This window comes from Streptococcus sp. UBA4344 (assembly GCF_002393675.1).
Lineage (GTDB): Bacteria > Bacillota > Bacilli > Lactobacillales > Streptococcaceae > Streptococcus > Streptococcus vicugnae.
The window spans coordinates 1-25234 of record NZ_DGTE01000008.1; the positions used below are offsets into that span (position 1 = coordinate 1).

The window sequence follows — 25234 nt, forward strand, 5'->3', positions numbered from 1 at the left end:
GATATCAACCTTCACTTTACAGGTGATATGCACGCTATCACAACAGCTAACAATGCTCTTTCAGCAATTATTGATAACCACCTTCATCAGGGTAACGAACTCGGCATTGACCAACGTCGTATTATTTGGAAACGCGTTGTCGACCTTAATGACCGCGCCCTTCGTCATGTAACAGTTGGTCTTGGTAGCCCAGTTAATGGTATTCCACGTGAGGATGGTTTTGATATCACTGTTGCTTCAGAAATCATGGCAATCTTGTGTTTAGCAACTGATATTAAAGATTTGAAAGAACGTTTGGCTAACATTGTTGTTGCTTACCGTTATGATCGTACACCAGTTTATGTACGTGATCTTAAGGTAGAAGGCGCTTTGACACTTATCCTTAAAGATGCTATTAAACCAAACCTTGTTCAAACAATCTATGGAACACCTGCTTTTGTTCACGGTGGACCATTTGCTAATATTGCTCACGGATGTAACTCTGTTCTTGCTACAACAACAGCTCTTCACTTAGCTGATTACACTATCACAGAAGCTGGTTTTGGTGCTGATCTTGGTGCTGAAAAATTCTTTGACATTAAAACACCAAATCTTCCAACAACACCTGATGCGGTTGTTATCGTTGCGACAATTCGTGCCCTTAAAATGCATGGTGGCGTAGCAAAACCTGATCTTGGTGAAGAAAATGTTGAAGCAGTACGTGCTGGATTTGCTAACCTTAAACGCCACGTTGAGAATGTTCGTAAATTTGGTGTTCCAGCAGTTGTTGCCATTAATGAATTTGTTGCTGATACAGAAGCTGAAATTGCTGCGCTTAAAGAACTTTGTGCCGAAATCGATGTTCCAGTAGAACTTGCTAGCGTTTGGGCAAACGGAGCTGACGGTGGTGTTGATCTTGCTAACGCCGTTGTAAACGCCGTTGAAAATGGAAATGCAAACTACAAACGCCTTTACTCAGATGACCAAAGCCTTGAAGAAAAAATAACAAAAATCGTTACTGAAATCTATGGTGGTAACAAAGTTATCTTTGGTAAAAAAGCTAAAAACCAATTGAAACAATTTGCTCAATTTGGTTGGGATAAATTGCCAGTATGTATGGCCAAAACACAATATAGCTTCTCTGATAATCCAACACTTCTTGGAGCGCCAGAAGGATTTGATATTACAATCCGTGAGTTTGTGCCAAAAACTGGTGCAGGATTTATTGTTGCTCTAACAGGTGATGTTATGACAATGCCTGGCCTTCCGAAAAAACCAGCAGCACTTAATATGGATGTTGCTGAAGACGGAACTGCTATTGGATTATTCTAATTTAATACATATATAGATGAAGTCGGCTTTTAGCCGGCTTTTTCTGTCTTCCAAAAAAGGACATAATGTAAAGTATGATATAATAGTAGCAAATGAAAAAGGACGACACGGGAGGTTATGATTATCGACAATAAAAGCACAAATAAAATCAAAGCAATACGTTTATTAGATAAAAGCCGTCGCAGTTTTCTTAGAGGAATTTTTAGTCGAACGACTGTCATTTCCATTCTCCTAATTTTACAACTGTTGTTTATTATTGCATCATTTGTATGGTTAGATCAATATCGCATTTGGGTTGCTATCATTGAGCGTGCTCTTGCAATTGCTGCTGTACTATACTTGGTTAATAGCGAGATGGATGCTTTATCTCGTGTCACTTGGTTAATTTTGGTTATGATTGCCCCTTTGTTAGGGTCGTTGTTTCTTATTTATACCAAACTTGACTGGGGATATCGTGGTCTCAAGCTTCGCATGAATCATTTGGTTGATGCTAGCAGTCAGTATTTGCAAGATAATCTTGAAACTTTGCGAGTTTTAAAAAGCAATACCTCAACAACTTATCATTTGGTTCAATATTTTGACCGTAGCCGAGGGGATTTTCCAGCCTATCAAAATACAGAAGTAACCTATTTCCCAACGGGAGAAGCATTTTTCGAAGAACTTAAAAAACAACTGCTTAAGGCAGAAGAATATATTTTCATGGAATTTTTCATCATCGCAGAAGGGGTCATGTGGGGTGAAATTCTTCGAATTTTAGAGCAAAAAGTCAGAGAAGGGGTTGAAGTTCGTGTTCTCTACGACGGCATGATTGAATTTTCAACCCTATCATTCGACTACACGCAACGTTTGGAAAAAATTGGTATCAAAGCTAAGGCGTTTTCACCGATTTCACCATTTATCTCAACTTATTACAATTATCGTGACCACCGAAAAATTATTGTTATTGATGGTAAAGTTGGTTTCACAGGTGGTGTGAATTTAGCTGATGAATACATTAATAAAATCAATCGTTTTGGTCACTGGAAAGATACCGCACTAATGCTTGAAGGTAAAGCGGTTGATAGTTTCTTGGTTCTTTTCTTACAAATGTGGTCAATTACCGAGCGTCAAATGGTGGTCAAACCTTATCTTGCAAAACATGATAAAAAACGTAAAGCAAATGGCTATGTTATTCCATATGGCGATTCGCCGCTAGATACGGATAAAATTGGCGAGAATGTCTACATCGATATTCTTAACCACGCCAGAGAGTATGTCTATATCATGACACCTTATTTGATATTAGACAGTGAAATGGAACACGCTCTTTGTTTTGCGGCTGAACGTGGTGTAGATGTCAGAATCATCATGCCAGGTATTCCAGATAAAAAAGTCCCTTATATGCTAGCTAAAACATACTTTAACAAACTTATGCGCTCTGGCGTTAAAATTTATCTCTACACACCTGGTTTTGTTCACGCAAAAGTTTTTATCAGCGATGATAGCAAAGCAGTAGTCGGTACGATTAACCTTGATTACCGTAGTCTCTACCATCATTTTGAATGTGCAACTTACATGTACAAAGTCGATGCTATCCGTGATATTTACGACGATTGCATTCAAACCATGCAAAAAAGTAAGCGCGTGACACAAGAAATGCTCGTCAACCGACCAGCTCACGAAAAACTCATCGGATTACTTGTCAAAACCATCGCACCGTTGATGTAGAGAAGAAGGTGGACTAATATGAATAAAAGAAAAAACTTCTTCTATCATTATCAACTATTAACCTTGTATTTTTTGGTTTTTTAACAATAAAAACTAATCAAATATTTTATATACTCATCGGTTTTTCATTATGTCTTGGTTTACTAATAACATATTATTTTTGGAAAGATAATTAAATATTTAGCCAAAACATGTCCTAATCTTATTTGATAGGAGAATAGTTATGCCGTCTTTAAAAAGTAGGAATGAAATGTTAAAACAAATTTATAATTTGATACTTGATTCTGATATATCAGATGGGGAGCGAAAATTATTTATTGAAGCAAAAGAACAGCTAGAAAACAATAGAGATTTTTTACAAGTTGTTTCTGAATTAAAAAATAATCTTTCTCCGATGGCCTTACAATTTAGACTGAGCAAAAAATCTTTGAATTTTTATAGTGAATTACAAAAACAGTTTCCATTGAAAGATAAACTTTGGAGACCAGGTGGAACTTTATTTTAGGAGAAATCAACATAAAAAAGTTACATTGGCGTATTAACATAATCGATAAAAGATATGAATAAGGAGATACACTCGGGTAAAACTTCTTTGCAAATCTTACTATCTATGGTATAATCATTTACATGCGATGAGCCGAATTAACTCGATTTGAGAGTTTATTTGCGCAAGAGGAGGTCATTCTAGTTCGACTAGAAACGCAGGAGCGGACTTTGGCAATCTGTGTGAACCTTTTTGCCACATTCAGTTTTGAATGCCTCATTCCCTTACCATTTTGGTAGGGGATTTTTTGTTTTCAAAATATTTTAAAATTAAATAAAATTCAGTCTTTTCTTTTATTCTAAAAAATTGTATAATGTAGCTACTATAAATTTTTAGAAAATTGAGAATAGTATACTATTTTCCAGGAAGAGGTATTGAAATGGGCTATACAGTCGCTGTCGTTGGTGCCACAGGTGCCGTTGGAACTCGCATGATTCAACAATTAGAACAATCAACACTCCCTATTGACAAAATACGTCTTTTGTCATCTTCACGTTCTGCTGGGAAAGTATTGAAATATAAGGGACAAGATGTTACTGTTGAATTGACAACTGAAGATTCATTTGAAGGCGTTGATATTGCTCTTTTCTCTGCAGGTGGTTCAGTTTCTGCAAAATTCGCACCATATGCTGTTAAAGCTGGAGCAGTTGTTGTTGATAACACATCTTATTTCCGTCAAAATCCTGATGTGCCACTTGTTGTACCTGAAGTCAATGCACACGCCTTAGACGCACACAATGGTATTATTGCTTGTCCAAACTGTTCAACTATCCAAATGATGGTTGCTTTGGAACCAGTTCGTCAAAAATGGGGCTTAAGCCGTATCATCGTATCAACATACCAAGCCGTATCAGGTGCAGGTCAATCAGCTATTAACGAAACACTTCGCGAAATCAAAGAAGTTGTTAATGATGGCGTAGAACCTAAAGACGTTCATGCTGATATTTTGCCATGTGGAGGCGATAAGAAACACTTCCCAATCGCATTTAACGCTCTAGCACAAATTGATGTTTTCACTGATAATGACTACACTTACGAAGAAATGAAAATGACAAACGAAACTAAGAAAATCATGGAAGAGCCTGAACTTCCAGTTTCTGCAACATGTGTTCGTGTGCCAGTTCTTTTCTCACACTCAGAATCAGTTTATATCGAAACAAAAGAAGTAGCCCCAATTGAAGAAGTGAAAGCAGCTATTGCAGCTTTCCCAGGTGCAGTCCTTGAAGACGATGTAGCTAACCAAGTTTACCCACAAGCAGCTAATGCTGTCGGCAAACGTGAAACATTCGTTGGACGTATCCGTAAAGATTTGGATGTTGAAAATGGTATTCATATGTGGGTTGTTTCAGACAACCTTCTTAAAGGTGCTGCTTGGAACTCAGTTCAAATCGCTGAAACACTCCACGAACGTGGACTTGTACACCCAACAAAAGAGCTTAAATTCGAACTCAAATAATAACTCAAGCCAGTTTCTCTTAGAAGCTGGTCTTTGAGCATATTTTATCAATTAGGTTTTACATTCTTAGACAAAGAGGGAGATTATTATGTCTATTGAAGATTTAAGAGATGTCAAAATCATCACCGCGATGATTACCCCATTTAACGCAGATGGCTCAATTAATTTTGATGCACTGCCAAAACTTGTTGAACACTTACTAGCACACCATACAGATGCGCTCTTGTTGGCAGGGACAACTGCTGAAAGTCCAACATTGACACACGATGAAGAATTGGAACTTTTTGCGGCTGTTCAAAAAATCGTCAAAGGTCGTGTACCTTTGATTGCCGGCGTTGGTACCAATGATACACGTGACTCAATCGAGTTTGCGCGTGAAGTAGCTGCCTTTGGTGGTTTTGCTGCGGGGCTTGCTATCGTTCCTTATTACAACAAACCATCTCAAGAAGGTATGTATCAACACTTCAAAGCCATTGCGGATGCCAGTGACCTTCCAATTATCATTTACAACATTCCAGGTCGTGTCGTTGTCGAAATGACTCCAGAAACAATGCTACGTTTAGCAGAACATCCAAATATTATCGGTGTTAAAGAATGTACAAGCCTTGCTAACATGGCTTACCTTATCGAACATAAACCAGACAATTTCTTAGTCTTTACCGGTGAAGATGGAGATGCTTTCCACGCTATGAACCTTGGTGCTGACGGTGTCATTTCAGTTGCTTCCCACGTAAATGGGGATGAAATGCATGAAATGTTGACAGCAATTGAAAATAGCGATATTAAAAAAGCTGCTGCTATCCAACGTCAGTTCATTCCAAAAGTTAACGCCTTGTTCTCATATCCAAGTCCAGCTCCAGTTAAAGCTGTCTTGAATTATCTTGGCTTTGAAACAGGTCCTCTACGTCTTCCTTTGGTGTGTTGCCCACCAGAAGACGCTAAACGTATTATCAATGTTGTTATTGATGGCGATGTGGAAGCTACTAAAGAAACCGTTACAGGTGTTTTACGCCCTGATTATTAATTGACTATTTGAGACAACTAAAAAACTCCAGAGATGGTCTCTGGAGTTTTATTTTGTATGTTGCTTAGCTATTAGCGCTAATGTTTCCTGAAGATGTTTGTCATTAGGAAGTTTAATAAATTGCTTCTCGGCTGAAGAAAGATAATTAGTCTCTAAATAATTGATTTTATTGGTAAATTTGAGATCGCCTAGATGGTGATTTTGTGGAAGTTCAAGCACCAAACCTTGAAGAGAAGTACTAAAATGCTCAATAGCCGGAAATTGCGCTAGCATGGCTTCAGCTTTGTAGTTTTGTTTGTGAAAAACTTGTTTAAGATAGTTAAGATTTTTCTCAAACAGACCGCTATCTAGATAAAGCGAAAGTGCCTTTTGCATAATAAGATTAGTATCATAATCAATCATCTTTTTGTGATCAAGAAAAGCTTGTGTTAAGGCAGATGGCAAAATAATGCTACCTAAGCGCAAAGCTGGGAAAATCGTCATCGAAAAGGATTTTAGGTAAATGACATGCTCAGAAGTGTCATAATAATGAAGGGGCAAATCTGTTGATTTTGCAAAATCTCCCATATAATCATCTTCGATAATATAAACATTGTACCGCTTAGCTAGCTCAACAATTTTTTGTTTCTCACTGGTTGAATAAGACAAGCCAAGAGGGTTAGAAAAACGTGAAATAGTGTAGAAGAACTTGATATTGCCTGTTTTAAACAAGTTTTCCAACTTCGATAGATTTATTCCGTCAAAATCACGCTCAATTGTGCGATAAGGCAAATTAAGCGAGCGAACCAAATCAATCATACGATGATATGTCGGTTGTTCCAAGAGAATGGTTTCCTTGTGATTTGGAAAGTGTACTTGAGAAAGGATGTACAGAGCCTGTTGTGTTCCAGATGTTACTAAAATATTTTCTTTTTTAGCGTAAATAGCACTTTTTTCAAGGTAAATCTGCAAAGAATGAATCAATTCTTGCAACCCTTCTTGTTGGTAGTAGTAGTTGAAGAGGTAATTTTCACGATTGACAAGCGTTTCTGTTAAACAAGTTGTAAAATCCTCGTAAGCCATATTATTGTAGTCAGATAAGCTGAGATTTAAGGGAGATTCTTTCTGATTTTTTCCTTCAAGAACGTAATAACCACTCTTTTCAACAGCATAAATATAATTTTTGAATTTTAATTCTAACAAAGCACGTTGAACCGTATCTTTACTACAATGATAGCTTTGGCTCAAACGACGAATCGATGGCAGTCGATCTCCCTTTTGCAATTGTCCATTTTCGATTTGACCGATAATCGATGTCATAATGTCTTGGTATTTACTTGTCATAATCTGTCCCCATACAGTTCTTTATGATACCTATTGTATAATAAATTGAATTTTCTTACAATATTTCTAAACTCTTAATTTAAACCCTTTTCTTCTTGATAAGATTGGGCTTTAAAGAAGATTAGAAAGTTGTTTATTATGAATCATCTTACACGATCTGTGATTGTTGCTAATGACATTGTTGGGGTTGGGAAAGTCGCCTTATCAAGTGCTTTACCTGTTTTATCAACTTGCCAAATTGAAGTTATGCCGATGCCGACTGTTCTTTTGTCATCACACACTGGTGGTTTTGACAACATTAACATCACAGATTTAACTCAGGCTAGCGAAGGCTTTATCAAACAGTGGGAGATGCTTGATTTTACTTGTCATGGAGTGATTACAGGCTATTTTAAAACTCAAAAGCAATTGCACTTGCTATCTGAATTTGCTGCTGAAAATCATCTACCACGTTTTGTGGACCCGATCATGGCTGATAACGGGCACTTGTATGCTGGTTATCAGGAAGATTTTGTCTTAGCCATGCGTGATTTTTGTAGAAATGCCGATGTGATCACACCAAATATCACTGAAGCTTGTCTCTTAGCTGATTGTCCTTATCTTGGTGAGTCTTACAGCAAAGCAGATATCGAGCAGTTATTTCAAGAACTATCTTGCCTTCATAATAAACACATTATCTTAACGGGTGTGTCTTTTGAAAATGACAAAATTGGTTTAGCTCATTTTGATTGTGATAATGGGCGTATCTCTTATCATTTTTCAAAAAAATATCCTTATCATTTCTTCGGAACTGGTGACTTGTTAACGGCAGTTCTTGGTGCTGGCTACTTTCATGGATTAGCTTTAGATGATGTCACCAGCCTTGCCTTAGCTTTTATTGACAAATCTTTGCAAAGAACTTTGGCATTGAAACGCGATTTACGCTTTGGACTATCTTTTGAGCCTTTTTTAGCTGATTTAGCCCTACAAATGAAACAATTAATGGAGGAAAAAGCATGAAAAATCTTACCACACGTCAACTTGTTGAACTTAGTTTTTATTCAGCCTTAATTTTTATTAGTGTACAATTTTTACGTATCCCATTAGGCGCTCAATTTGTCCATTTTGGCAATGCTTTAGTAGTTGTGGCTGTTTTATTGTTTGGCTCAAAAATCGGCGCTCTAGTCGCCTCTATCGGCCTAGGATTGTTTGATGTGCTTAATGGTTACGCAGCAGAAGTCTGGATTACTATTTTAGAATCTTTAATTGTATGTTTGGTACTTCATTTTGTTTTTGAAAAACTGTTGCATTCTGACACCAAAACACGTAACGTGATTATTGTTGGGATCGTAGCTGCCATTACAAAAATCATTAGTAACCTTGTTAAATATACTTTGATTAATAGTCTTGTGGGTGGTCTTCATCTGCAAGTTGCTTTTTGGACAGCTTTGATTAAAATTGGTGGCACATTTGGTTCTGCTCTCGTCACAATTATTTCAGTACCAATTCTTTACCCAATTTTGAAACAGTTCTTTACTCAAGAGCATGTCCATGCCAAAACAATCTCTGAATAAGTCACAGAGGCTGGGACAGCCTCTTTTTTACTTAGTTATAATAAGCGAAGTATAGTGTAATGGAGTGAGTAAGTGGGGTCTAGTAACTTTTACAAACCTTTTTAATCAGGAAAGAAAACTTACAAAGTATGTGTCAAAAACAATCTAGAAATAGTCCGTTTTAGGTTAGCCTCTAGAAATTGAGATTTGCTGAGAAATCAAGTTTCTATGAAACTACTGATTTGCTTTCTAATTTTTATGCTCATGAATAAAGTCTCTACCGGAGACTTTATTTGTTCCACTCTCTTTTATTTTCCAAAGCAGTCAACGTTTTCAAGCTATTAAGGCATTGCCTTAGCTCTTAAAGTCATGCTATAATTGAAAAGATTATAAAAAAAGCTGATTTGCGCAGCTATTTTCAAAAAAGAAATTGAATGAAAGATTATAACTAATGAGTATTTTAGAAGTTAAACATTTAAGTCACGGCTTTGGTGAGCGTACAATTTTTGAAGATGTCTCTTTTCGTCTTTTAAAAGGAGAGCACATTGGGCTTGTTGGGGCTAACGGTGAAGGAAAATCAACCTTCATGAGTATTGTTACTGGTCATTTGCAACCAGATGAAGGAAAAGTAGAATGGTCAAAATACGTGACTGCTGGCTACCTTGATCAACATACCGTTTTAGAAGCAGGTATGACAGTGCGTGATGTTTTGCGTACAGCTTTTGACGAACTTTTCAAAACAGAAGAACGTATTAATGAAATTTACATGTCTATGGCTGATGAAGGGGCTGATATGGATGCCCTTATGGAAGAAGTAGGAGAATTGCAAGATCGTCTAGAATCACGTGATTTTTATACTTTGGATGCTAAAATCGATGAAGTCGCCCGCGCACTTGGGGTAATGGATTTCGGGATGGAATCTGATGTAACAGAACTATCTGGTGGTCAACGTACTAAAGTACTTTTAGCAAAACTTTTGCTTGAAAAACCAGATATCTTACTTCTCGATGAACCAACGAACTACCTTGATGCAGAACACATTGAATGGTTGAAACGTTACCTTCAAAACTATGAAAATGCCTTTGTTTTGATTTCACACGATATCCCATTCCTAAATGATGTCATTAATATTGTTTATCACGTTGAAAATCATGATTTGGTTCGCTACACTGGAGATTATGACAATTTCCAAGCAGTTTATGCCATGAAAAAAGCACAGCTTGAAGCAGCTTACGAACGTCAACAAAAAGAAATCGCTGATTTGCAAGATTTTGTTAATCGTAACAAAGCGCGTGTTGCCACACGAAATATGGCCATGTCACGTCAGAAAAAATTGGATAAGATGGATCGTATTGAATTACAGGCTGAAAAACCAAAACCATCATTCGAATTTAAAGAGTCACGTACACCAAGTCGCTTTATTTTCCAAACACAAGATTTGGAAATTGGTTATGATCGCCCATTGACAAAACCTCTTAATCTAACCTTTGAGCGTAATCAAAAAGTTGCTATCATTGGTGCTAATGGTATTGGGAAAACAACCCTTCTCAAGAGTTTGTTAGGAATTATTCCGCCGATCTCAGGAAGTGTTGAACGTGGTGATTATATTGAGCTTGGTTACTTTGAACAAGAAGTTGCTGCTGGTAATCGTCAAACTCCACTTGAAGCTGTCTGGGACGCATTCCCTGCCCTCAACCAAGCTGAAGTTCGTGCTGCCCTTGCTCGCTGTGGTTTAACTTCAAAACACATTGAAAGTCAAATTCAAGTACTTTCTGGTGGAGAACAAGCTAAAGTTCGTTTTTGTCTATTGATGAACCGTGAAAACAACGTCCTTGTCCTTGACGAACCAACTAACCACTTAGATGTTGATGCCAAAGAAGAACTCAAACGCGCCTTGAAAGCCTACAAAGGAAGTATTCTTATGGTTTGTCATGAACCAGATTTCTACGAAGGTTGGACTGAAGTTTGGGATTTCAACGACCTTATGTAAAATAATATCAAAGGAGACTTAACAGGTCTCTTTTTTATAGCTAAAGTTATATTATCGAGTCAAAAACAAACCATTTACGACGAAAAAACGACTGTTTGCGACATAGTCGTTTTTTTGAACCTTTATCTGATAAAATAAATATGTGAAATAAATTTTGGAGCATTTTAACTATTATTTTAAAAGGGAATATTTTAAAAAGGAGAAAAATAATGACAGTGATTTATAAGGGAAAAGTTGCTGATGTTTGGCAAGTTAGTAAAGATAATCGAAATAGTCCTGACTGGGTAAAAGAAGCTTTTGCAAAAAGATATTTTTGCTGGTTAGATAACCACCTTCGTGTTTTAACGGCTGGTTTAAAGCCATCAACAGTTAAAAACCTTAAAACAGGAGCGATTGGAAGCCTAGGTGGCGGATTTGCTGGCTACGGTATGTATGAATTGGCATACTTAGGCGATTATATCGATATTACCAATCGCCGTATTATTGCTCAAAAAACATTTGAAAAGGAATATCAGATTATTGATTAAAAGAGTCAATTCGTTCATAAGAAATCACCCTAAAACGACAGCAAAATTATGGCTAGGATACTGTGCTTTTTATTTAATCATGAGTTACGTTATGCTTGGTCAAAGTCACAAATGGTTTTATGTTTTATATTACCTAACGCTTACTAGTATTCCAATACTAATTTCACTACAAAAGAAAAAATAGACCCCATGTCCATTAAGACATAGGGTTCTTTTTATTAATCGCGATATTTTATAATAGCTTCACAACGTTCTACTAAAAGAGAAAGTCGACCATCATCAGAAGTTTCGTAAATACCTGCTCCAGTTTCAAAGGCAAATTTTTCTGAAGCAAGCGTTTTGGATGTTTCTTGATAAAGTTGCCATTTGGTTTTATGACTTGATAGTGCAATAAGTGCTTCAAGAATAAGTACAAGAGAAGAACTAATCACAGCAAGGAGTTTAAAACAAGGAATTGGCAAACTAGCCAAAATCGGGATTAACGCCAATGTAATAATTTGAATAACTTTAAAAACAATAAACCAAGCGCGATGAAAACGAGCTTTTTTGTCATAACTTTTAATTGCAGGTTCTAAACGTTCTGTTAAATAAGTTTTGATTGTCTTTTCTTTGTAATCGTCCATTTGAATCTCCTTAAATAAAGCCTTTTCTCATTTGATTTCATTGTATCGTCTTAAGAAAGGATAGTCAAGAAAGGAGCTGGCGAACGCTCATTTCGAAAACACTTTATGTTATAATGATATGTGGTATATTTTTCACTTTTTGTGGAAAACAAGAAATAATCAATACTAAAACATAGATTAGTTTAACAAGGAAAGGAATTATACACTTATGGCAACTATTCAGTGGTTCCCTGGTCACATGTCGAAAGCTCGTCGACAAGTTCAAGAAAATATCAAACACGTAGATTTTGTAACAATTCTGGTTGATGCACGTCTTCCATTATCTAGTCAAAATCCAATGCTAACAAAAATTGTTGGTGATAAACCCAAATTAATGATTTTAAACAAAACAGATTTGGCTGATAGTAACCGCACAAAAGAATGGCGCAATTATTTTGAAAATCAAGGCATAAAAACCCTTGCTGTTAACTCAAAAGAACAATCAACTGTCAAATTAGTCACTGATGCAGCTAAGTCATTAATGGCTGATAAGTTAGCTAAATTACGCGAACGTGGTATCCAAAAAGAAACCCTTCGTACTATGATTATCGGTATTCCAAATGCTGGTAAATCAACGCTCATGAACCGTTTGGCTGGTAAGAAAATTGCCGTTGTCGGTAATAAACCAGGTGTCACAAAAGGTCAACAATGGCTTAAATCAAACAAAGACTTGGAAATCCTTGACACACCAGGGATTCTTTGGCCAAAATTTGAAGATGAAGTTGTAGGCCTAAAACTTGCTCTTACAGGAGCAATTAAAGATCAATTGTTGCCAATGGATGAAGTAACAATCTTTGGTTTGAATTTCTTCAAAGAACATTATCCAGAACGTTTAATCGAACGCTATAAAGGTATTGATTTGGAAGAAGAAGCGCCAGAAATCATTATGGCTATGACGCAAAAACTTGGTTTCCGCGATGACTATGATCGTTTCTACAGCCTTTTTGTAAAAGATGTTCGTGAAGGCAAACTTGGTCGCTATACTTTGGACATTGTAGGAGAAGTAGAAGATGGCGACCGTTAAAGAAATCAAAGAAGCCTTAGCTGAGATTGATAGTCTTGACGATGCGCGCTGGAAAGCCTACGAGGAAGATAGCAGAGCAGGTGTTCAGAAGGCTATCATTCAGCGTAAAAAGGCTATTCAAGCTGATATCGATGAAAATTTACGTCTTGAAAAAATGCTGCGCTACGAAAAAGAACTTTATCAAGCTGGTTATGAAGCTATCGGAGGTATTGATGAAGTAGGACGTGGCCCATTAGCGGGTCCTGTCGTGACTGCCTGCGTTATTCTGCCTAAGAATTGTAAAATCAAGCATCTTAATGATTCCAAGAAAATTCCTAAAAAACATCACGAAGAAATTTATGAAGAAGTCCTTGCGCGTGCTTTAGGAGTTGGTATTGGTGTTATTGATAATAATGTTATCGACGATATCAATATTTACGAAGCCACAAAAGTTGGTATGTTACAAGCAATTGACCAGCTCAAAGGACAAATCACAAAACCAGATTATCTGCTAATCGATGCTATGCATCTCGATACTGATATTCCTCAAGAATCGCTTATTAAAGGCGATGCTAATTCTCTTTCAATTGCGGCTGCATCCATTGTCGCTAAAGTGACTCGTGACCGTATGATGACTGAATACGCAAAAGAATATCCAGGCTATGCCTTTGAGAAAAACGTTGGTTACGGAACTAAAGATCATCTCGAAGGTCTTAAAAAGCTTGGTGTTACACCTATTCACCGTAAATCTTTTGAACCAATTAAATCCATGTTAAAGGAGCAATAAATGACAAGCGAAAAAGAAAAAATGCTAGCTGGCCAGCTGTATGACGCTGGTGATAGTGAGCTACTTGCCATGCGTCTACATGCCCGTAAACAAATCACCCTTTTTAACAATGAAGAAGACCGCAATAAGCGTAAAGAGATTATCAAATCACTGTTTGGTGCGACAGGTGACAATCTTCTTATGGAACAACGATTTGTCTGCGATTACGGGTCAAATATCTACGTTGGCGAGAACTTTTTCGCTAATTATAACTGTACCATGTTAGATGTCTGCGAGATTCACATTGGAGACAACGCTATGATTGGTCCGAATTGTCAGTTTTTAACTCCTCTTCACCCACTAGATGCGAAAGAACGTATTTCTGGTTTGGAATACGGAGCACCAATAACTATTGGTGATAATGTATGGCTTGGTGGTGGTGTAACCATTTTACCAGGTGTCACTTTAGGTGATAATGTCGTCGTTGGTGCTGGCGCTGTTGTAACCAAATCATTTGGAGATAATGTGGTTATCGCCGGAAATCCAGCTAAAATCATCAAAATATTAGATTAACTCAAAAAAATCTCACAAAGTCCTATGGTTATAGGACTTTTTTTCGAATAGAAAAGTAGTGAGGTGACTAATGAATAATTTTGAACTTTTTAAATTAAAACAAGCAGGACTTACTAATCGTAACATTCTTGCTATTTTGGATTATCAGAAGCAAGTAAATAAATCTCTTTCTTTGCGTGATATGGCTGTGGTTTCTAAGTGTAAGAACCCAATTCTCTTTATGGAAAAATATAAAGCTTTAGATAGCAAGGAGTTAAGAAAACTTTTTAATCAATACCCTAGTATCTCGATATTAGATGATGAATACCCTTTGGAATTAAAACATTGCTATAATCCACCTGTTTTACTTTTCTATCAAGGAAATATCGACTTACTCAGTCGACCGAAGATGGCAGTAGTAGGAGCGAGAACTAGTTCTCAAACTGGAACAAAATCTGTTCAAAAAATCATCAATGAACTTGGCAATCACTTTATTATTGTCAGTGGTTTAGCTAGAGGTATTGACACCAGTGCCCATATCTCAGCCTTAAAAAATGGCGGTGCAACAATAGCAGTAATCGGATGTGGTCTGGATGTTTATTATCCCAAGGAAAACAAGCAGTTGCAGGAGTATTTAGGAAAAAATCATCTGATTTTGAGTGAGTACACAGCAGGAGAAGCACCACTAAAATACCATTTCCCAGAACGCAATCGAATCATTGCAGGCTTATCACAAGGTGTCATCGTAGCAGAAGCCAAGCTCCGCTCAGGCAGTCTTATTACTTGTGAACGAGCACTAGAAGAAGGCCGAGATGTTTTTGCCATTCCTGGTAATATCCTAGATGGAAAATCAGATGGTTGTCATCACTTAATCAAAGAGGGTGCAAAGTGCATCACATCAGGGCTAGACGTTCTTTCGGAATACCAAATGTAAACAAGTTTTTTCTATTAAATACAACTTTTTTATTGACAGTTCGCAAAAAGCGGGGTATCATGTTATAAGTTTATTACTGATAGGAAGTGAGCTTATGGCAACGACTACTACAAAAGCCCAAACAGCTGTTAAAAAGACAAGTAAAAAAACGACAAAGAAAAAAACAGCTGCCAAGAAAAACTTGGTTATTGTGGAATCACCAGCTAAAGCAAAAACCATTGAAAAGTATCTAGGACGCAACTACAAAGTTGTCGCTTCGGTTGGTCATATCCGCGATTTGAAAAAATCAAGCATGTCTATTGATTTTGAAAATAATTATGAACCGCAATATATTAATATTCGCGGTAAAGGTCCTCTGATTAATGATTTGAAAAAAGAGGCTAAAAAATCTAAAAAAGTTTATCTCGCAAGTGACCCGGACCGTGAAGGAGAAGCTATTTCATGGCATTTAGCACATATTTTGGGACTTGATGAAAACGATAAAAACCGTGTTGTCTTCAACGAAATTACGAAAGATGCTGTTAAAAATGCTTTCGTTGAACCACGTCAGATTGATATGGATTTGGTAGATGCCCAACAGGCCCGTCGTGTTCTTGACCGTATTGTTGGTTATTCTATTTCGCCATTACTTTGGAAAAAAGTTAAAAAAGGTCTTTCTGCTGGACGTGTTCAATCAGTTGCTTTAAAACTAATTATTGACCGCGAAAACGAAATTAAAGCCTTTAAACCTGAAGAATACTGGACTATTGATGGTTTCTTCAAAAAAGGAACAAAGAAATTCCAAGCTGCTTTTTATGGCATTGATGGTAAAAAATTAAAACTTAACACTAACGAAGAAGTGCAAGAAGTCCTTGCTCGTCTTACTAGTGATGAATTTAACGTAGCAAAAGTTGAAAAGAAAGAGCGTCGTCGTAACGCACCACTTCCATATACAACATCATCTCTTCAACAGGATGCTGCTAATAAAATCAACTTCCGTACACGTAAAACCATGATGGTTGCACAACAATTGTACGAAGGAATTAGTCTTGGTAAGAGTGGTACACAAGGTTTGATTACTTACATGCGTACCGACTCTACACGTATTAGTCCTGTTGCTCAAAATGATGCTGCAGGTTTTATTACAGAACGTTTTGGTGAAAATTACTCTAAACATGGTAGCCGTGTAAAGAACGCTTCAGGTGCTCAAGATGCCCATGAAGCCATTCGCCCATCAAACGTTAATCTAACTCCAGAATCAATTGCAAAACACTTAGATAAGGACCAATTAAAACTTTATACACTGATCTGGAATCGTTTTGTAGCTAGTCAAATGACAGCTGCAGTCTTTGATACCATGAAAGTTAACTTGGAGCAAAATGGCGTGCGCTTCACAGCTAACGGTAGTAAAGTAAAATTTGATGGTTACTTAGCTGTTTATAACGATTCTGATAAGAATAAAATGTTGCCAGATATGGCTGAGGGTGATGTTGTTAAGAAAGTTTCTACAAGTCCTGAACAACACTTTACTCAACCACCTGCACGTTATTCAGAAGCTACACTGATTAAAACCCTTGAAGAAAATGGTGTTGGTCGTCCATCAACTTACGCACCAACACTTGATGTTATCCAAAGACGTTACTATGTTCGCTTGGTTTCAAAACGTTTTGAACCAACAGAACTTGGTGAAATCGTCAATAATTTGATTGTTGAATTCTTCCCTGATATTGTTGATGTCAAGTTTACTGCTGATATGGAAGGTAAACTTGACCAAGTCGAAGAAGGTAAAGAACAATGGCAAAAAGTCATCGATGCTTTCTACAAGCCATTTGAAAAAGAATTGGCAAAAGCAGAAACTGAGATTGAAAAAATTCAAATCAAAGATGAACCTGCCGGCTTTGATTGTGATGTTTGTGGACATCCAATGGTTATTAAACTTGGTCGTTACGGTAAATTCTATGCTTGTAGTAATTTCCCTGAATGCCATAATACCAAAGCCATTACTAAAGAAATTGGTGTGACATGTCCAATCTGTGGTAAAGGCCAAGTTATTGAACGTAAAACAAAACGTAACCGTATTTTCTATGGTTGTGATCAATATCCTGAATGTGAATTTACATCATGGGATAAACCAGTCGGACGTTCTTGTCCAAAATGTGGTCAATTCCTTGTTGAGAAAAAAATTCGTGGCGGCGGTAAACAAGTCGTCTGCAGCAATGAAGAATGTGACTACGAAGAAGCAAAAGTTAAATAAATCTTTCAAACCTTGCAAATTTTCTTTGTGAGGTTTTTTAGGTCAGTTTTCATTGCCATTATAATAGACTTTTTAAATAATTTCCGTTATAACGGACTTTTTTTGACAAGTCTGTTATAATAGACCTACAAGGGAGGTAGCCTATGAATTATTTTGCATTAATTGGTGATATCATTGATTCAAAAAAAATCGATAATCGTTACCAAGTTCAAAAAATATTAGAAACTTGCTTAAATGATTTGAATACAGAATTTAAAGAAGTATTGGTTTCAAAATTATCTATTACATTGGGAGATGAATTTCAAGGATTATTGACGCTTGATGCCCCTTTATTTCAAATTATTGACCGCATCAATCTCGCTATGCAGCCTTATCAAGTACGTTTTGGGATAGGATTAGGCAAAATTTTAACAGACATTAATCCTGAACAAAGTATTGGTGCTGATGGCCCAGCTTATTGGCACGCTAGAAAAGCAATTAATTATATTCATCAAAAAAATGATTATGGCAATACGCAAATTGCAGTTTCTTTTGATGATGAAAGTCAAGTTAACATTGTGAATGCCTTGATTGCTAGTAGCGAAGCCATCAAATCAGATTGGCGAGCAAGTCAAGAAATGATTTTAAAGGAACTGTTAACTCTTGGCATATATGATGAGCAGTTTGATCAGCAAATACTTGCCAAACGCTTAGAATTAACAACCAGCGCTTTGTCTAAACGGCTCAAAAGTAGCAACATCAAAGTCTACCTTCGCGCACGTAAAACGGCTTTAAAATGCCTTAAACATCATGGAGAGGAGTTAGCTTAATGCCTATTACTGGACTTTCTCACTATCTCATTCAAAATCCCATTTTGACACTTTTCTTAATCTGTCACTTTTTATCTGATTTTCACCTACAAAGTCAAACAGTTGCAGATCGTAAAAACACAGAAAACAAATATCTTCTAATTCACCTACTTGGTGTCGCCTTTCCTTTGGTAATAGTAACTCTCTTTTTACCAAGTTTGTGGAAGATTAGTTTAGTCATTTTAGTGACACATTCGATTATTGATTTTGGAAAATCTAATGTGGCTAACTGGCTTCGATTAAAACCTATGGTGACTTTTCTTCTTGATCAAATCCTTCATTTAGTGATTATTATTTTATTAACACGCCATCAAGTGGGGTTAGGTCTGATAACTAGCCAGTTTGCGGGGCAAGTTTTAAATATGATTTTATTTCTTGTCTTAATCACCAAACCAACGAATATCGTCTTTAAAATTTTCTTTCAAAAATACCAACCACACGATAATCAAAAAATGGATACCATTCCAGGGGCTGGAGCAACTATTGGACTATTAGAGCGTATTGTGATGAGTATTTGTATTATCTTTAATCAATTTGCCTCAATCGGTCTGGTTTTCACAGCAAAATCAATTGCACGTTATAACAAGATTTCAGAGAGCCCAACATTTGCAGAATATTATCTGATTGGTTCATTATTTAGTATCTTAAGTGTTCTATTAGCTGCTTGGATTTGTATATTCTAGGGAGGATAGTCATGCATTTTGGCTTTTCTTATGTTGGATTGATCTTTTTAGTATTGCTAACTGTACCAAATCTTATTTGGACACGACATAGACCAAAAGATTATGACCACTATCAGTGCCAAGAAAATAAGTACTTAACCCTACTTGAACGTATTGGAGAAGTGCTTGTTACCTGTCTAGTTCTCATCTTTTCTGACTTTAACTGGCATTCTTGGACAAATTAGAATTGATGGCTAATAGCAGCAGCTCTTTGCATGCTTCTTTATGAAATCTTTTGGATTCGTTTTTTTATGGGATCAAAAAGGATGACTGATTTTTACGCCCCTATTTTGAAAATACCAGTAGCCGGAGCAAGTTTGCCCGTTATTGCAGTTCTATGCCTAGCCATCTATGGTAAGAATCCTTTTTTAGCCTTAGCAGCAATTATTTTAGAAATTGGTCATATCGGCATTCACTTACAGTATCAGAATATGATTAGAAAAGATAATCATTGATTTTTACATAATTTTACTTACGTAAACAATCACAAGATTTTATTTGTATTTCCTAAAAATTATGTTATGATAATCAAGTATCAAAAATAGAAAGATTCAGATATGGGCAAATACCCATGTCTGGGAAATGACGCCAGATAGCTTTCTGTGCTCATTTTAGAGGTATTAGTATATTGTCTCAATCATCATACATTAACGTTATCGGAGCTGGTTTAGCAGGCTCTGAAGCTGCTTATCAGATTGCCAAACGTGGTATTCCTGTTAAGCTTTATGAAATGCGCGGTAAAAAAGCAACACCACAACATAAAACAGACAAATTTGCTGAACTTGTTTGTTCGAATTCACTACGTGGTGACAGTTTGACAAACGCGGTCGGTCTTCTTAAAGAAGAAATGCGCCGCTTAGATTCTGTGATTATGAAAGCTGCTGAAAGCACGCGCGTCCCTGCCGGTGGCGCTCTTGCAGTTGACCGTGACGGATTCTCACAAATGGTAACTGACGAAGTCACAAACCACCCACTTATCGAAGTCATTCGCGAAGAAATCACTGAAATCCCAGATGATGCTATTACAGTTATCGCTAGTGGACCACTTACTTCAGATGCTTTGGCTGCAAAAATCCACGAATTAAATGGTGGCGATGGTTTCTATTTCTACGATGCGGCAGCACCAATTGTTGATAAAAGTTCTATCGACATGGATAAAGTTTACCTTAAATCACGTTATGACAAAGGGGAAGCTGCTTACCTTAACTGCCCGATGACTAAAGAAGAATTCATGGCTTTCCACGAAGCTCTTGTCAATGCTGAAGAAGCTCCGCTAAATTCATTTGAAAAAGAAAAATACTTTGAAGGATGTATGCCTATCGAAGTTATGGCCAAACGAGGCATTAAAACAATGCTTTACGGCCCAATGAAACCAGTTGGTTTGGAATATCCAGATGACTACAAAGGCCCACGTGACGGTGAATTTAAGACACCTTATGCTGTAGTTCAATTACGTCAAGACAATGCTGCTGGTAGCCTCTTTAACATTGTTGGTTTCCAAACACACCTTAAATGGGGAGAACAAAAACGTGTTTTCCGTACGATTCCAGGCCTCGAAAATGCTGAATTTGTCCGTTACGGCGTTATGCACCGTAACTCATACATGGATTCACCAAACCTTTTGACTGAAACATTTGCTACACGTCAAAATCCAAATCTTTTCTTCGCTGGTCAAATGACTGGTGTTGAAGGTTATGTTGAATCTGCTGCATCAGGTCTTGTAGCTGGTATCAATGCTGTGCGTCGTTTCAAGGGTGAAGAACCTGTTATTTTCCCTCAAACAACAGCTATCGGTGCTTTACCACACTACATCACTCATGCTGAAAGCAAACATTTCCAACCAATGAACGTTAACTTTGGTATCGTTAAAGAACTCGAAGGACCACGTATCCGTGATAAAAAAGAACGTTACGAAAAAGTTGCTGAACGTGCTTTGAAAGACTTAGAAGAATACCTTAACGTTTAATACAATATCTTAGAAGAGGTGACAAAATGTTTCCGATTCAATTAGGACTAAAAGCTAGCTGTGCCCCTGAACAAGTAGCTAGTCGCTTAAAATATCATCCTGATGTTTTTGAATTTTTTACAAGTGAAACTGATTTTACAACTGATGGCTTAAAACAACTAGAAGAAGCTATCAAGAAAGTAAAATCAAGTGGTGTAAAGACTATCGTTCTTCATCATCCCATGAAATATCATGGCAAACGATTAGAATTAGTCGCACACCCACAAAATAATGCTGAATTGGTTAACTTTATTGATTTTTCAACGCAAAAATTACTTGATTTAGCTAAAACTTATCACTGCAAAGTACTTGTCCACGGATCTTATGAATTAGAAGAAGCTGAATTACTGGAGCCATTTGATTCTATTGAGGAAGCTCGAAAGTACCTTTTCACCCGTATGGATCACTTTTGCCATATCGGCAAAGACCATATCATGTTTGAAAATGGTATTTCAAAACTCTATTCATATGGAAATACTGATTTTGATCACTTGCTTGCTGAAAAAGGTTATCCACTAGCTTACGATGTTTCACATGCTTTTATTTACCTTCACGGTGACAACAAAGCTCTGCAAAAATCTCTAAAAACATTAAAAGATAATATTGTTCATTACCATTTAGTGGATTCTCTGGGAGAAACCCATGATAGCCTGACACTTGGTCACGGAAAAATTGATTGGGCTAAAGCTTTGCCACTCTTTAATGAAAAAGCAAGTAGCATCTACGAGATTAATTTGAAAGACTTGACTAATCCATTTGAACAACTTGAAAGTCACGCTTACTTAAAACAAATTGCACAACATGTGTAACATCATAAACCTGAAACACAGAAGCAGTAGCTTCTGTGTTTTTCTTACATTTTTGTAAGGTTTCATCCCTGAAATTGTAAGAAAAGAAGAGGTTATTTCCGATAAAATAAAGGTGTCAATAAGAGAGGAATAGCGATATGAAAGAAGAACTCAAAAGACATGTGAATTTATGGAACAATTTTTTCATTTGGGTTGTGTTACTCCTTTTGGGTTCCATTGCTTATATCATCTGTTACGCTTTTCGCTTAACAAAGTAAAAGGAGGTGCTTAGTATGGTTACACGATACAGTCTAATAACCATTTTACTGATTATTGTAGTAGGAGTAACAAGCCTAGCTTTTTGGTACTGGAACGGCAGACGCCCCCTAAAAAAGACCTGAAAGAAACTAAAAAAGTTTCGAAAACTAAAGACTAACTAAGCATTTCTTAAACCGAAAAGGTATAATGAAAAAAAGGAGAAATTATGTTACTGGAAATCAATCACCTCGAAAAGGTCTTTCACACACGTTTTTCAAAAGAAGTCACACGTGCTTTGCAAGATGTCGACTTTAAAGTAGACAAGAATGAATTCATCGCCATCATGGGGGAATCAGGTTCAGGGAAAACAACATTGCTAAATATCCTAGCAACACTGGAAAAACCTACTAAAGGTTCCGTTATTCTAAATGGTGAAGAAGTCACTAAAATCAAAGAAAGCCAATTGGCTGAATTTCGTTTAAAAAATCTTGGCTTTGTCTTTCAAGATTTCAACTTGCTCGACACTTTGTCTATTAAAGACAATATTTTCTTGCCATTAGTTCTTGGTCGAGTTCATCATCAAGAAATGGAAAAACGCATTGCAACACTTGCTCCAAAATTACACATTGAAGAGTTGCTTGAAAAACGTCCTTTTGAATTATCTGGCGGTCAAAAACAACGTGTTGCCATTGCTCGTAGTTTAATTACTAATCCGCAGCTTCTTTTGGCTGATGAACCAACCGCAGCGCTTGACTATCGTAATTCAGAAGATATCTTAAATCTTTTTGAAGACATTAACAGCTATGGCCAAACAATACTTATGGTAACTCACTCAGCCAATGCCGCAAGCCATGCTAAACGTGTGCTTTTTATCAAAGATGGTCGTATTTTCCACCAAATTTACCGTGGTAACAAAACCAATCAAGAATTTAGTAAAGACATTTCACTTGCCATGACAGCCCTTTTAGGAGGTGAATAAGATGTTCTATGCTAAACTAGCTTGGTCAAATTTGAAAAAATCACTTGATATTTTCGGCCCATTTTTACTCGCCAGTGTAGTCCTTTTTATCCTTGACTGTTCAACCTTGTTAATTCTCTTTAGTCCAGTATCAGACGACATGCGTTACAGTAACACCGTATTAGGGCTGGCTATTGTTGTTTTGATGATTTTTACAGTCATCATGGAGATTTATAGTTATAATTTCTTGCTCAAGCAAAGAAGTAGGGAATTCGGTCTTTACAATATCCTTGGGATGAATAGACGTCAGGTCGGTTTGGTGTCAACAATTGAATTAGCTATTATGTTTGTAGGTGTTATCGTAATTGGCAGCATCTTATCAGCCATATTTTCACAATTGTTCTACCTAATTTTTGTTAATCTCTTACATTATGATAAGTTTATTTTGACATTATCACCACTTGCCTTTATGTTTGCTGCTTTTGCTTTTGCGGCTATCTTTGTATTGCTAGAAGTTATTAATCTGGTTATTATTCATTGTTCATCACCACTTGCTTTGTTTAAACGTCAAGAAAAAGGTGAAAAAGAACCTCGTGGAAATATAATTTTAGCTTTGCTAAGTATTATCAGCCTAGGTATTGGCTATTACATGTCTATTTCCTCTGCAAAAGTAGCTGCGCTTGTGGTTGTCTATCGTTTCTTCATTGCAGTAGTGCTTGTTATTATTGGGACTTACCTATTTTACGTCAGCTTTATGACATGGTATCTCAAACGCCGTCGTAAGAATAAAAACTATTTTTACCAACCAGAACACTTTGTCACAACTGCACAAATGATTTTCAGAATGAAGCAAAATGCCGTTGGTCTTGCCAATATCACTTTGCTTGCTACAATGACTTTTGTAACCATCGCAACAACAACTTCTTTATATGTTAGTGGTCAAAATCAAGCCAATATTCTATTTCCTAAAAATACACAAATAACCTTTTCTAATAATGGCTATGTCGAGAAGGATTCTAGAATAATCTCTGAGGATGAATTTAAAGAAGAATTCCAAAATCAAATCGTCGATAAACTGGATAAGCCAAGCAGTGATTACATAACTTATCAGTCAGCCATGTCTTCAGCTTCCCTTGCAAATGAAAAAGTAATGGCTATTAATGACGATTCAATCAAACATCCCGATGTCAATACGTTTGGTGCTCTTTATTTAACAACTCAAGACGCTATTCAAAAACTCGGAAATGATCTTCCGAAATTAAAAGACAATCAAATTGCTTTTTACAAACAAAAGGGAGACAGTCAACTTGAAACATTGACATTGTTTGATAAAAAATTTGAAAACGTCAAAAACTTTAAAGATCTCAAGTTTCCTGAACTAGGAAATACCTATAATCCGAGTGTTATTATTTTCAGTAATAATGCGGTTATGGAAGAAATGCTAGAGCTTTTCAAACAACATGATCTCATGTTTCAAAGTACTTTTACAGCTTATGCTGATCTTTCAACTAAAGACATTTCAACAATCTCTGAAGGATTAAAATCAGATAAAAACAGTGAAATCCAAAGTGATATTTACACTAAGAAAACCTTTATGAATGACATGTATGCTATTACTGGAGGTTTCTTGTTTACAGGATTCTTACTAGGACTCAGTTTCTTGCTTGGTGCAGCCTTAATCATTTACTACAAACAACGTACAGAAGGAATTGAAGATAAAAAATCTTATAAAATCCTGCAAGAAGTCGGAATGAGCAAAGAAGCAGTGAAACGAACAGTTAATTCACAAACATTACTTGTTTTCTTCATGCCACTTGGCGTTGCTATCTTACATTTTGTTTTCGCTTTAACTATGCTAAAACAAATGCTCTTACTCTTTGGAGTAGCTGGTTCAAGTATGGTTACTGTAAGTGGTATTACAATACTATGCTTGGTTATCATTTACTTCTTTATCTATAAACTAACAAGCCGAACTTATTATAAGCTCATCAATCGTTAGTTACTAAAAACTACTTTCTTTAATAAGACTAACTACAAATATTTTGATAAGAAACTCAGCTGAAAATGGTCGTAAAGACCATTTTTTGTTAG

The 25234-nt window shown here is 36.6% G+C and carries 24 protein-coding genes; 22 read left to right on the forward strand and 2 right to left on the reverse strand.

Going from position 1 to position 25234, the window contains the following annotated elements; genetic code table 11:
- From B4D49_RS01465 to dapA, 5 genes are all read left to right on the forward strand, one after another.
- Positions 1-1311: formate--tetrahydrofolate ligase (locus B4D49_RS01465; RefSeq protein WP_286782975.1), on the forward strand; the 1311-nt coding region annotated here is incomplete at its 5' end.
- A gap of 117 nt (positions 1312-1428) precedes the next feature.
- A complete protein-coding gene (cls, locus tag B4D49_RS01470; protein ID WP_286782976.1) occupies positions 1429-3018 on the forward strand; it encodes a cardiolipin synthase in 1590 nt (529 codons plus the stop codon).
- A gap of 223 nt (positions 3019-3241) precedes the next feature.
- Positions 3242-3523, forward strand: coding sequence for a bacteriocin immunity protein (locus tag B4D49_RS01475; RefSeq protein WP_286782977.1), 282 nt, complete (start codon positions 3242-3244; stop codon positions 3521-3523).
- Between the two features lie 418 nt (positions 3524-3941).
- Positions 3942-5018 (forward strand): aspartate-semialdehyde dehydrogenase, encoded by a 1077-nt coding sequence (locus B4D49_RS01480; protein ID WP_132869896.1) that lies wholly within the window; start codon positions 3942-3944, stop codon positions 5016-5018.
- 88 nt (positions 5019-5106) lie between these two features.
- The gene (dapA, locus tag B4D49_RS01485) at positions 5107-6042 is read left to right on the forward strand and encodes a 4-hydroxy-tetrahydrodipicolinate synthase (protein WP_286782978.1); all 936 of its coding nucleotides are present in this window, start codon (positions 5107-5109) and stop codon (positions 6040-6042) included.
- A gap of 48 nt (positions 6043-6090) precedes the next feature.
- Here dapA and B4D49_RS01490 read toward each other — a convergent pair whose 3' ends face one another.
- A complete protein-coding gene (locus tag B4D49_RS01490) occupies positions 6091-7365 on the reverse strand; it encodes a PLP-dependent aminotransferase family protein (RefSeq protein ID WP_286782979.1) in 1275 nt (424 codons plus the stop codon).
- A 138-nt stretch (positions 7366-7503) separates the two neighbouring features.
- On the opposite strand from B4D49_RS01490, the gene B4D49_RS01495 reads away from it, so the two are divergent.
- The 4 genes from B4D49_RS01495 (at position 7504) to B4D49_RS01510 (ending at position 11414) form a co-directional block, all read left to right on the forward strand.
- A complete protein-coding gene (locus tag B4D49_RS01495) occupies positions 7504-8364 on the forward strand; it encodes a pyridoxamine kinase (protein ID WP_286782980.1) in 861 nt (286 codons plus the stop codon).
- Positions 8361-8918: an ECF transporter S component gene (locus B4D49_RS01500; RefSeq protein ID WP_286782981.1), complete on the forward strand. Its 558-nt coding sequence runs from the start codon at positions 8361-8363 to the stop codon at positions 8916-8918. The genes B4D49_RS01495 and B4D49_RS01500 overlap by 4 nt, the downstream gene beginning before the upstream one ends.
- A gap of 430 nt (positions 8919-9348) precedes the next feature.
- Entirely contained in the window at positions 9349-10887 is a 1539-nt protein-coding gene (locus B4D49_RS01505) for an ABC-F family ATP-binding cassette domain-containing protein (RefSeq protein ID WP_286782982.1), read from the forward strand.
- Positions 10888-11096: 209 nt separating this feature from the next.
- A complete protein-coding gene (locus B4D49_RS01510) occupies positions 11097-11414 on the forward strand; it encodes a hypothetical protein (protein WP_286782983.1) in 318 nt (105 codons plus the stop codon).
- Between the two features lie 218 nt (positions 11415-11632).
- Here the strand turns inward: B4D49_RS01510 and B4D49_RS01515 are convergent, their stop codons facing one another.
- The gene (locus B4D49_RS01515; protein ID WP_286782984.1) at positions 11633-12037 is read right to left on the reverse strand and encodes a DUF4231 domain-containing protein; all 405 of its coding nucleotides are present in this window, start codon (positions 12035-12037) and stop codon (positions 11633-11635) included.
- 208 nt (positions 12038-12245) lie between these two features.
- Between B4D49_RS01515 and ylqF the strand changes: the two genes are divergently transcribed.
- From ylqF to B4D49_RS01580, 13 genes are all read left to right on the forward strand, one after another.
- Positions 12246-13100: a ribosome biogenesis GTPase YlqF gene (gene ylqF / locus B4D49_RS01520; protein ID WP_074481779.1), complete on the forward strand. Its 855-nt coding sequence runs from the start codon at positions 12246-12248 to the stop codon at positions 13098-13100.
- The gene (locus B4D49_RS01525; protein WP_074481780.1) at positions 13087-13866 is read left to right on the forward strand and encodes a ribonuclease HII; all 780 of its coding nucleotides are present in this window, start codon (positions 13087-13089) and stop codon (positions 13864-13866) included. Before ylqF ends, B4D49_RS01525 begins: the two co-directional genes overlap by 14 nt.
- Positions 13867-14418: a sugar O-acetyltransferase gene (locus B4D49_RS01530; protein WP_286782985.1), complete on the forward strand. Its 552-nt coding sequence runs from the start codon at positions 13867-13869 to the stop codon at positions 14416-14418. It begins immediately after the preceding gene.
- A gap of 70 nt (positions 14419-14488) precedes the next feature.
- The gene (gene dprA / locus B4D49_RS01535) at positions 14489-15331 is read left to right on the forward strand and encodes a DNA-processing protein DprA (RefSeq protein ID WP_199543949.1); all 843 of its coding nucleotides are present in this window, start codon (positions 14489-14491) and stop codon (positions 15329-15331) included.
- A gap of 94 nt (positions 15332-15425) precedes the next feature.
- The gene (topA, locus tag B4D49_RS01540) at positions 15426-17564 is read left to right on the forward strand and encodes a type I DNA topoisomerase (protein ID WP_286782986.1); all 2139 of its coding nucleotides are present in this window, start codon (positions 15426-15428) and stop codon (positions 17562-17564) included.
- A gap of 143 nt (positions 17565-17707) precedes the next feature.
- Entirely contained in the window at positions 17708-18373 is a 666-nt protein-coding gene (locus B4D49_RS01545; RefSeq protein WP_132869146.1) for a SatD family protein, read from the forward strand.
- Positions 18373-19095 carry a DUF3307 domain-containing protein gene (locus B4D49_RS01550; protein WP_286782987.1) on the forward strand — a complete coding sequence of 241 codons (723 nt, stop codon included), beginning with the start codon at positions 18373-18375 and terminating at the stop codon, positions 19093-19095. The genes B4D49_RS01545 and B4D49_RS01550 overlap by 1 nt, the downstream gene beginning before the upstream one ends.
- An 11-nt stretch (positions 19096-19106) precedes the next feature.
- A complete protein-coding gene (locus tag B4D49_RS01555) occupies positions 19107-19319 on the forward strand; it encodes a hypothetical protein (protein ID WP_286782988.1) in 213 nt (70 codons plus the stop codon).
- A 66-nt stretch (positions 19320-19385) separates the two neighbouring features.
- Positions 19386-19589, forward strand: a complete 204-nt coding sequence (locus tag B4D49_RS01560) for a hypothetical protein (protein WP_286782989.1) — start codon at positions 19386-19388, stop codon at positions 19587-19589.
- 173 nt (positions 19590-19762) lie between these two features.
- Positions 19763-21100 (forward strand): methylenetetrahydrofolate--tRNA-(uracil(54)-C(5))-methyltransferase (FADH(2)-oxidizing) TrmFO, encoded by a 1338-nt coding sequence (gene trmFO, locus B4D49_RS01565; RefSeq protein WP_286782990.1) that lies wholly within the window; start codon positions 19763-19765, stop codon positions 21098-21100.
- Positions 21101-21126: 26 nt separating this feature from the next.
- On the forward strand, positions 21127-21948 hold the full coding sequence (locus B4D49_RS01570; protein ID WP_286782991.1) for a sugar phosphate isomerase/epimerase family protein: 822 nt from the start codon (positions 21127-21129) through the stop codon (positions 21946-21948).
- A 463-nt stretch (positions 21949-22411) separates the two neighbouring features.
- Complete coding sequence (locus tag B4D49_RS01575; protein WP_286782992.1) at positions 22412-23164, forward strand: ABC transporter ATP-binding protein; 753 nt, start codon at positions 22412-22414, stop codon at positions 23162-23164.
- Position 23165: 1 nt separating this feature from the next.
- Positions 23166-25142, forward strand: coding sequence for an FtsX-like permease family protein (locus B4D49_RS01580; protein ID WP_286782993.1), 1977 nt, complete (start codon positions 23166-23168; stop codon positions 25140-25142).
- Positions 25143-25234: the final 92 nt, after the last annotated feature.